The 9146-nt window shown below is 71.2% G+C and carries 7 protein-coding genes; 3 read left to right on the plus strand and 4 right to left on the minus strand.

All coding sequences use genetic code 11. The features are described from left to right. Positions 1-78: 78 nt before the first annotated feature. The 4 genes from AC0680_RS02815 to AC0680_RS02830 all read right to left on the minus strand — a co-directional run bounded on the left by AC0680_RS02815 (position 79) and on the right by AC0680_RS02830 (position 5810). Positions 79-2907, minus strand: a complete 2829-nt coding sequence (locus AC0680_RS02815; protein WP_478624364.1) for a caspase, EACC1-associated type — start codon at positions 2905-2907, stop codon at positions 79-81. Next, positions 2904-3311, minus strand: coding sequence for an effector-associated constant component EACC1 (locus AC0680_RS02820; RefSeq protein ID WP_478624366.1), 408 nt, complete (start codon positions 3309-3311; stop codon positions 2904-2906). Before AC0680_RS02820 ends, AC0680_RS02815 begins: the two co-directional genes overlap by 4 nt. 91 nt (positions 3312-3402) lie before the next feature. Beyond that, positions 3403-4167, minus strand: a complete 765-nt coding sequence (locus AC0680_RS02825; protein ID WP_478624368.1) for a haloacid dehalogenase type II — start codon at positions 4165-4167, stop codon at positions 3403-3405. Positions 4168-4310: 143 nt separating this feature from the next. Continuing rightward, the gene (locus tag AC0680_RS02830) at positions 4311-5810 is read right to left on the minus strand and encodes a PepSY-associated TM helix domain-containing protein (RefSeq protein WP_478624369.1); all 1500 of its coding nucleotides are present in this window, start codon (positions 5808-5810) and stop codon (positions 4311-4313) included. Positions 5811-6265: 455 nt separating this feature from the next. Between AC0680_RS02830 and AC0680_RS02835 the strand changes: the two genes are divergently transcribed. The 3 genes from AC0680_RS02835 to AC0680_RS02845 all read left to right on the plus strand — a co-directional run bounded on the left by AC0680_RS02835 (position 6266) and on the right by AC0680_RS02845 (position 9007). Next, entirely contained in the window at positions 6266-6631 is a 366-nt protein-coding gene (locus AC0680_RS02835; RefSeq protein WP_478624370.1) for a hypothetical protein, read from the plus strand. A gap of 280 nt (positions 6632-6911) precedes the next feature. After that, positions 6912-7505 (plus strand): carbonic anhydrase, encoded by a 594-nt coding sequence (locus tag AC0680_RS02840; protein ID WP_478624372.1) that lies wholly within the window; start codon positions 6912-6914, stop codon positions 7503-7505. 26 nt (positions 7506-7531) lie between these two features. Further along, the gene (locus tag AC0680_RS02845) at positions 7532-9007 is read left to right on the plus strand and encodes a SulP family inorganic anion transporter (RefSeq protein WP_478624479.1); all 1476 of its coding nucleotides are present in this window, start codon (positions 7532-7534) and stop codon (positions 9005-9007) included. The last annotated feature ends 139 nt before the right edge of the window (positions 9008-9146 follow it).

Here is a 9146-nt window from a genome sequence, read left to right on the forward strand (position 1 = left end):
TCCCCGCGCCGCGCGCCAGCGCCGCCGCGTCTGTATTACGCCGACCGCGTCGGCCCCGGTTCCCCAAGGGCGGCAAGACTACGGCTCCTTGACGCCGAGCCGGGCGAAGTCGTAGGCGCCGTAGACGTTCGAGATGTAGACGTTGGTCAGGCGGGGGCTCCGCCAGGTGACGGCCTTTTCGTAGACGAACGGCAGATAGTAGGCGGACTCGGCGACCGAGCGGTTGACCATCGCGTACAACGAGGCGGCCGACTCCGGTCGGGTCCCGGCGATCGCCGAGTCGAGGGCCTTGTCGATGGACGGGGCATCGACCTGGGAGATGTTGTAGTTGCCGCTCGGCATGATGAATCTGCTGTCGACCAGTGGCTGCCAGAACGACTGCCCGGTCGGGAAGTCGGCGCTCCAGCCCCTCAGGACGATGCCGTAGCCGTTCTTCCGTACGACCGCCGGCGAACCGGCCATCGCGATCTCCTGTGTTCCGTGGAGCCGATCGATCTGGGTGGTGATTCCCGCCTTCTTCAGTGATTCCTGGAGGGCTTCCGCGGCGTTCAGTTCCTCCGGCAGGTCACCGCGCGCCGCCATATGCGTGGTGAACCCCTCCGGGCGGCCGCATTTCTTCAGTTCCTCCCTGGCCTTGTCCACATCCGGCCTGCCGCCGTTCTTGCGCACACCGTAGGGGTCGTACGCGGGGTCCGAGCCGGCGAATGGAGGCGGCAGCAGGTTCGGGGCGACGTCGCCTTCCACGGCACCCCCGAACGCGGCCTGCAGCGCCCTGTGGTCGGTCGCGTAGACGACGGCTTTGCGGCAGTGCTCGTTGTCCATCGGTTTGACCGACTGCGGAAAGGCCGCGTAACGGACCCCGTTGGTAAGGGGGTTGTCGAGGTTGTTCTTGCGGGTTGCGTCCTGCATCGCCTGGTCCCGGGCGGACGGGCCGAGCCCCGTGCCGCCCAGAGCCAGGTCGTACGTACCGTTCAGCAGACCGGCGTCCAGGGTCTGCCCTTGGTTGACGAAGTCCACCGTGATGTTGTCCGGCAGCCCCGAGCGGATGGGGTCGGAGGACTTCTGCCAGTGCGGGTTGCGCACCAGCTCCACCGATTTGCCCGGTGCGTAGGAACGGAATTTGTACGGCCCGCTGGAGAACGGGGCGTTGCCGTATTCGGCCTCGGTGTCCTTTTCCCGCTTCACCGGTGAAGCCGCCGTCATGGCCAGCAAATGCTCGAAATCGCTGTTCGCCTTGGGCAGTTGGAAGACGATGGTGCGGGGGTCGGGCGTCTTGACGGCTTTGAGGCCCAGTTTGTCGCGCGTGGTGTCCTTGTAGGGACCCTGGTACCCGCGCTCGGGGTCGAGCGCCTGCTGGAGGTGGTTCGGGCCTCCGGAGACGACGTCCTGCGCCCAGATCCGCTCGATGCCGTACTTGATGTCCTTGGACGTGAGCGCGGAGCCGTCCTCCCAGGTCAGCCCCTTGCGCAGGGTGTAGGTGTAGGTCTTGCCGCCGTTGGAGACCTTGGCTCTGTCGGTGGCCAGATCCGGTGTGAGTGCGGTGCTCTTGGAACCCGGCTTCGGTGCGTAGCTCACCAGCTGACGGGTGTAGTAGCGGGCGAAGTTCCAGACGAAGCCGTAGTAACTGCGTTGCGGGTCGAAGGAGTCGGGTTCCTGCCCGGCGAACTTCAGCGTTCCGCCGCGTGCGCTCGATGCGTTGACGACACCCTTGGTCGCGGCGTTGTACGTGGCACCGGAGCCGCCGCCCTCGCCGGACCGGTCCGGCAGCCAGCTGAGGACGGCCGGGATACCCGCGGCCAGCAGCACCGCCAGCGCCGCCGCCAGCCCGATCTTGAGCCGTGGCCGGTCGACCTCCTTGAGGGGGCCGGGCGAGGGGGTGGTGATGGGCGCCCGCCGCGTGCCGTCCTCGCCGGGTGGCGCGGGACGCTCGACGACCGGCGTGCGCCGGGTGGGGCGCGGTCCTTCGGTGGGCTGGGGGGAGCCGGTGGTCTGCGGTGCCACGCCCGGCTGCCGGGGCCTGGTGGTCCGGGCGGGCTCGGCGGCCTTCGTGGTGGGAGGCGCTGCCGGAGCCGGAGCCGGAGCCGGTGAGGCAGTAGGCGACGGTGGGGGAGGAGAGGAAGGAGACGGTGGCGCCGAGTCCGTCCCGAGGACCGGCTCCTCGCGGAGATGGACCCGATTGCGGGCCAGCGCGATCGACCCGCCCGTATTGCGGTTGCGTTGCTGCGGCAGGGGCCTGGACTTGGCCGCCAGGTTGGTGTGCAGATGCCGGAACAGGGTGTGCATGTCCAGCAGGGGCGGGCCGTCGGGGATGCCCTCGGCCAGGGCGGTGATCAATTCGCCGGTGAAGGCGGTGAACTCCTCACCGGGAGGGGAGAGCGCCGTACGGGTCTCGGCGGCGGCCGCCATCAGGCAGGTGCCCTCGATCAGCGCGCGGTCGGCGACCTGGTCGGTGCCGCTCATCCCGCCCAGCAGCGCCCGGCCGCTGTAGCAGCAGTCCAGGATCACCACCTTGCGCCGGGCCTTGACCCGCGGATCGAGAATCGCCCGGCGCACCCACTCGTACGGCAGCGCGCGGTACATGCGCTTCTGGTCCGAAGCGGGCAGCGCCAGGAACAGCTCGTCGCTGTACGGGTCGGTGAGGCCATGGCCCGCGTAGTAGACGACCAGGGTGTCGGTGGCTTGCAAGGCGACGCCGTGGAGCGTGTCGAGCACCGCCTCGGCGCTCTCCGGCTGGGGCAGCACGAGGCAGTGCGCATCCGGCAGTCCCCACAGCGCCTCATCCATGAACGCCCGCTTGAGCCCGGCCAGATTGCGCTCGACGGCCGGCAGGGCGGTCAGACTCGCGTACTCATGGACGCCGATGAGCAGTGCCCGCGACTCGGCCGGGTCGGGCAACGCGGTCGTCACTGTTGAGCGTCCGTCCCGGCCCCGCTCACCGGTGTCCGCGGCTCTGCCGACGGTTCTCCCAGGGCGTCGACGATGCGGCGTACGCCCTCAGGCGAGCCGTCCTCGACGGTGACGGTGACACCGTCGATCTCGATCCGCACGGCGGGTGCCGTGGGGCGACTGGACCGCCAGGTGGCGCAGGCCACCGCAAGGCTGCTGAGGGCGATGCCATGGGTGAGCACCGCGTTGATCACCTCGAACGCGCCGCCCATTTCACCGGCCCCGGGCCGACCCGAGTCCAGTGAGATCTCGGCCTGGTCGGCCACCTCCGGATCCTGGGCCAGCCAGCGGTACAAGGACGTCAGGGACGCCGTCGAGGAGCTTCCTTCCTCGTCGTCCCCGTCCACGATGATCTCGACCCGCACCCTTGCGTTCCTCCCTAGGGGGTGAAGGCCGCGAGGGACCCCCAACAGAAGTGCCAATGCTAGTCACTTGCCCCGGGGCGCGGAGCTGATGTCATGAGACTGATGTGTCGACTGTGCTGGTGCGGTGCGCGGACGGGTGCGGTTCCGCGCCGGTCCCCGCCAGCCTCCGGGCGAGGTCGATCACGTCGTCGGCGACGAGGTCGACTCCGGCGGGCGGATCGGCCGGCTCGGCGTGCGGCCCCCACTCCAGCGGGCGCGGGACGTAGGCGGTGCGGAGCCCGGCCTCGGCGGCCGCTTCGAGATCGTCCGGGTGGCAGGCCACCATCAGGAGGCGCCCCGGCTCCACTTGGAGCAGCTCGGCGGCCATGAGGTACACCTGTGGGTCGGGCTTGTAGGACGTGGCCAGCTCGGCCGACAGGATGCAGTCGAAGCGGAGCCCGGCCTGTTTGGTGAGGCGGGCGAGCAGGCCGAGGCCTCCGTTGGACAGGGTCGCGGTGAGCACGCGGGTCTCGTGGAGCAGCTCCAGGCCGGGTGCGGCGTCCGGCCAGGGGCTCAGCCGGTGCCAGGCCCGTACGAGCTGGTGCCGGTCGGCGTCGCCGAGGGCGGTGAGACCGTGTTCGGCCACCACCTCGTCGAGCATGAGCCGGTGCAGCTCGTCCAGCGGTCGCCAGGGCAGCTCTCCGTTCAGGAACCTGTGCAGGACCGGGCGGTAGCGGCGCCGCCAGGCGTCGGTGACGGCGGGCCAGTCCGCCTGCAGACCGGCCCGGCCGCCGATCGCTGCCAGCGCGTCGGTCACGCTGGAACGCCAGTCGGTCATCGTCCCGAAAACATCGAACACGGCGGCATCGACGTCCATGAGACCCTCCCCCTCGGCTTGTCGTCGCACCGTCTCCTGGTGCCTTGCCGATCATGCCGCAACGTACGGGGGAGGGGCGGCCGCGATGGCGCGAAAGGCTCGTCCGGCGTCCGAGGAGTTCGGTAACTGTCCTTGGTGGAAAGCTACTTGGCGGAGGGCGGTACGCGGTGGCGTGCGATCCGGCCGAGGACGATGTCCACGGCCAGGAACGCGACGAGCGAAACGCCGAGCAGCGGCACCGCCCAGCCCACCACCCCCGCGACCAGTACGAGCGGCAGCAGCAGCGGCAGCGGGAGCTGACGCCACGCGCCGCGCGGGACCGGGCGCCCCAAGGCCAGGACGCGGTCGCGGGTGGGGCGTCGCTGCCACCACATCCGGTAGCCCCACAGGATCAGGAAGATCAGGGCGAGCGCCAGCGCCGCGAGAGCGGCCTGGTTGGCGAGCCCGAAGAGGGTGCCGGTGTGCAGGTCGATGCCGTAGCGGGTGAGCTTGGCCAGAACGGGGTGGTCGGCGAACCGCGAGACGTCGGTGACCTGCCCGGTGGCCGGGTCCACGGCGACGGCGTCCTGCTTCTCGGGCCAGCTGCGCTGGATCTGCTTGACGACGTAGGCGGTGCCCTGGTCCGGCGGCGGGACGATCTCGACCGGGTCGGAAAGCCCCTTGGCGCGGGCCGCCTTCAGCACCTCGTCGACGCCCACGTGTCCGGCCGCGGAACCGCCCGGCTCGCCGCGCTGCTTCCCGTCCGTCCCGGGCATGCCGGGCATCCCCGCCATTCCTCCGGAGGCGCCGTGGTGGGCGTGCTCCCCGGCCACCTCCGTCGAGACGGTCGGGGTCGCCTGCCCAAGGGACCGGCGGAGCTCGTCGATGTTCGCCCCGGCGTACGTGGACCAGGTCAGGCCGGTCGCGGAGAGGAAGAACAGGCCGGCCGCCGCCCATATCCCGACCGCGCCGTGCCAGGACAGCGACCTGCGGCGCCCGGTGGCGGCGCGGTCCGGCAGGGCGAGGGCCCGCAGTCGGCGGTCCGTCCGCTTGCGGCCGATCCACAGCGCGAGCCCGCCCCCGGCGACCACCCACAGCCAGCTGGCGGACAGTTCACTGTAGAGCCGGCCGTTCTCGCCCAGGTGCAGATCGCGGTGGAGGTCGTCGAGCCAGGTGCGCAGCGGCAGCGCGCCCGTGGCGCCGTAGGTCTCCAACGCTCCCCGGGCCTCGCCCGTGTACGGGTCGACGAAGACGGACAGTTGGTGGTCTTCGGGTACGCCCGGCACGCCGGACAGCAGGACGCGGGTGGTGGCCCCCGGCTGCGGTGCCGGGCGTATGGCGGCGATCTTGCCCTGTGGATGCGCCTCGCGGGCCTCGGCGACCTGCCGCGACAGCGGTAGCTCGCGCGTACCGACCGGGACCGTCAACTCGTGTGCGTAGACCAGCTTCTCCGCCTGGAAGGAGCCGGCGTACAGCAGCCCGGTGACCGCGGAGACGAGGAGGAAGGGCGCGATGAGGACGCCGGCGTAGAAGTGCAGGCGCAGCACCAGCGGACGAAGGGCGGTCCACCCGGCCCGCCGTACCGTCGCCGGTTGCCCACCGGGGTCGGCGGGGGCCGGGGCCTCGCCGGCGGTGCTCGACGCGAGAGGTTGTTCGGTGGTCACGTGGGCCTCCCGATGCGGCGATGTCGAGAAGGTGCGTGGCTCAGCCCGCTGCCGTGCCGCACAGGGAGTCGGACGCGGGGCGGGCCGAGTTCCGACGGTGAGGTGTGATCCGGGTCACGCATCAAGCGTGAATGGAAATGACATCCATTATCGAGTCGAGTAGGGTGGGGCGCCCGGATCGATACAAGGAGGGAAAGCCGTGCCGCTGGCGATGTTGCATGTGCGAAAGACCGCCCACGCGTTCGTGGCCCTGATCTCACGGGCCGGGGAGTAAGGGAGAGAGGCGAAGTGGTCGGGTGCACCGGTGCCCCGGACTGGCTTGAGTTCACAGCGAGTTAACCCGCTGCCTACACCGGTCCCCTTAAACTCATGAACGGACACTGGCCGAATAAGGCCGTCAGCGCGCACACCTTCCGACCCGTTGTACAGCCCGACTCTCTGTGAGGAGCCGAGTAGTGACACGAGCCAGAACGGTCCAGGCTCTCCTGGGAATGCTGGCCGCTGCCCTGCTGGTCCTCCAGCTGTTCGCTCATGGGGCCCGCGGAACGGAGGCCCACGCGGCCGAACCCGCCGGCACCGGTGGACACGCCGTGTCCTGCGATCACCCTCCAGTGCCGGAAGAGGCGTCCGGACACCACTGGACCACGCGTAACCGTCAGGACCCGGAGGGCGTGCACACGCCGTCGGCGGTCTCCGACGTGCCGTCACCCGTCGCCGTCCCCGTCGTCGCCGCACCGGATGTCTCCGGTGCCGTGCGCCACGGCGACACCGGAGCAACGGGTGGCAGATCTCCCGCCGCGCTCCAGGTCTTCCGCTGCTGATCGGAACGTAGCGCGAGCCACGGTCCGCGAGCGCGTCGCGCCGGTCCCGTACACGCTTTCCGTACGCGGTTCAGACGCGGGTTCAGGTTCACGTCCGGGCGGACACCCCGCCGGGCGGCGACTCCTGGGGTTTCCCCGTTTCCCGGCGCGTGCCGGCACCCACCTCCCGCCGGGCGCGCGCCCGCTCCGTACACCCTCACCTCTTTCACGATCCGCGTCACACCGATGCGGTCTCCCGTCACACCGACGCGCCCAAGGGCGCTCAGGAGGCACCTCTTACATGAAGCACCTCATCGACCATGCCCGCTCCTTCCCCCGACTGGCCGCGCAGCGGCCCGAGGAGTGGAGCCGCCTCGCCGAAGGGCAGTCGCCGCACGCCCTGTTCATCACCTGCTCGGACTCCCGGGTCATTCCGTCCCTGATCACCGGAGCGCGCCCCGGAGAGCTCTTCGAGCTGCGCACGGCGGGCAACATCGTGCCCCGGCACGGCGGGTCGCACCCCGCCGGCGAAGCAGCCACCATCGAGTACGCGGTGGAGGTTCTCGGCGTCGCCGACATCATCGTGTGCGGCCACTCGCACTGCGGTGCGGTGGGCGCGATGCTGCGCGGCGAGGACCTGACGGCGGTGCCCGCGGTCCGCGACTGGCTCGGACACGCGACACCGCTGCCGGAGGGGACGGACGCGACCACCCCCGACATCGCGGAGGCGGTGCAGTCCCACGTCCTGGACCAGCTCGACCGCCTGCGCGGCTACCCGTCCGTGGCCGCCCGGCTGGCCGACGGGCAGCTGGGTCTGCAGGGCTGGTTCTACGAGATCCACACCGGTTCCGTGCTGGCCCACCAGCCGCACGCCGACGCCTTCTGCGCGCTGTGAGCGCGCCCGACCGGCAGCGGACGGCCCTGTTCGGCCTCCGTGGGAAGTCCGGTTCCTTCGATCTGCGGCGCGACTTCGCCGCCTCCCTCGTCGTCTTCCTCGTCGCTCTGCCGCTGTGCGTCGGCGTGGCCGTCGCCTCCGGCGTGCCGGCCGAACTCGGCCTGGTCACCGGCATCGTCGGCGGACTGCTCACCGGGCTGCTGCCGGGCAGCAGCCTGCAGGTCTCCGGCCCGGCCGCCGGACTGACGGTCCTGGTCTACGAAGCCGTGCAGGAGTACGGGGTTGCGGCGCTCGGTGTGCTGGTGCTCGCCGCGGGCCTGCTCCAGCTGCTCATGGGCGCGCTGCGGCTCGGGCGCTGGTTCCGGGCCATCTCCGTGGCCGTCGTCGAGGGCATGCTCGCCGGGATCGGGCTGGTCCTGATCGCCGGTCAGCTGTACGCCATGGCCGACACCAAGGCCCCGTCCAGCGGTATCGACAAGATCGCGGGGCTGCCCGGCATGCTCGTCGCCACCGTGGGTTCCGACACCGCGCTGACGGCCTTCGGGCTGGGTGCGGGCACGATCGCGGTCCTCGTGCTGTGGAAGAGGCTGCCGAAGGCCGTGCAGGTCGTGCCCGCGCCGCTGGCGGCCGTCGCGCTGGCGACCGCCGTCTCGGCCGCCTTCCAACTGCCCGTGGCCAAGGTCGAGGTACAGGGCCTGCTGGAGGCGGTCCAGCCGCCGGGCCTGGGGGACCTCGACCGGCTCGCCGGCATGGGCGTGGTCGGTACCGTGCTCGCGTTCACGCTGATCGCGTCGGCGGAGTCGCTGTTCAGCGCGGCCGCGGTGGACCGGCTGCACGACGGGCCGAAGACCGACTACGACAAGGAACTGATGGCGCAGGGCGCCGGCAACACGGTCTGCGGGCTGCTCGGCGCGCTGCCGATGACCGCGGTGATCGTCCGCAGTGCCGCCAACGTGCAGGCCGGTGCGCGCACGAAGGCGTCGCGCGTGATGCACGGCCTGTGGCTGCTGCTCTTCGCCGCACTGCTGCCCGCCGCGCTCGGCGTCATCCCGCTCGCGGCGCTCGCGGGCGTCCTGGTGTACTCCGGCTGCAAGCTCGTGCCCGTACGGCAGTTGGGGACGCTGTGGCGTGAACACCGGGGCGAGGCGCTGATCCTGGCCGTCACCGCGGTGGCGATCGTCGCGGTGAGCATGTTCGAGGGCGTGCTCATCGGCCTGGCCCTGGCCGTGGCCAAGACGGCGTGGGAGACCTCGCATGTACGCGTCGACGTGATCGACAAGGGCGCCGGCCCGATCCAGGCGCACCTGACCGGCAACGCCACGTTCCTGCGGCTGCCGAAGATCCTCGACACCCTTGAGGCCCTGCCGCAGGACCGGCCGATCGAACTGCACCTGGCCGGGTTGCGCCACCTCGACCATGCCTGCCGGATGTCCTTGGAGAACTGGGCCGAGCGCCACAGCGCCGAGGGCGTCGAACCGGTCCGGATGGCCTCCGTCACCTGAGGACGGGCGGGGCTCCCTCGGGGGCACCCCTCGCACGGGTCCGGGGGGGGGGGGGGGGGGGGGGGGGGGGGGGGGGGGGGGGGGGGGGGGGGGTGGGGGGGGGGGGGGGGGGGGGGGGGGTGGGTTGCATGCATACCCA

The organism is Streptomyces sp. NPDC043738, assembly GCF_056436545.1.

Bases quoted from the DNA above. Each gene is read 5' to 3' on its own strand.
- AC0680_RS02825 (WP_478624368.1), bottom strand. From the start codon at position 4,167: ATGGACGTCGATGCCGCCGTGTTCGATGTTTTCGGGACGATGACCGAC.
- AC0680_RS02840 (WP_478624372.1), top strand. From the start codon at position 6,912: ATGAAGCACCTCATCGACCATGCCCGCTCCTTCCCCCGACTGGCCGCG.